Origin of the sequence: Streptomyces sp. CLV115 (assembly GCF_038448545.1) — a bacterium.
GTDB lineage: Bacteria > Actinomycetota > Actinomycetes > Streptomycetales > Streptomycetaceae > Streptomyces > Streptomyces sanglieri.
On record NZ_JBCEWQ010000480.1, the window covers coordinates 1 to 255 of the forward strand.

Annotated in this window: 1 pseudogene; it reads left to right on the top strand. The window is 70.2% G+C overall.

The window, feature by feature from the left end:
- Nucleotides 1-255: pseudogene (locus tag AADR41_RS42740) on the top strand (polyketide synthase); the annotation flags it as partial.

The following is a 255-nucleotide window of genomic DNA, read 5'->3' on the forward strand; positions in this document are numbered from 1 at the left end:
ACGGCCAGGCCCACCAGCAGGACAATCCCCTGTGGCTCGGCTCGCTGAAGTCGAACATCGGTCACACCCAGGCCGCCGCCGGCGTCGCCAGCGTCATCAAGATGGTCATGGCCATGCGCCACGGCACCCTGCCCAGAACCCTCCACATCGACGAGCCCACCCCGCACGTCGACTGGACCAGCGGAGCCGTGGAACTCCTCACCGAACAACGCCCCTGGCCCCGGACCGACCGCCCCCGCCGCTCCGCGGTCTCCT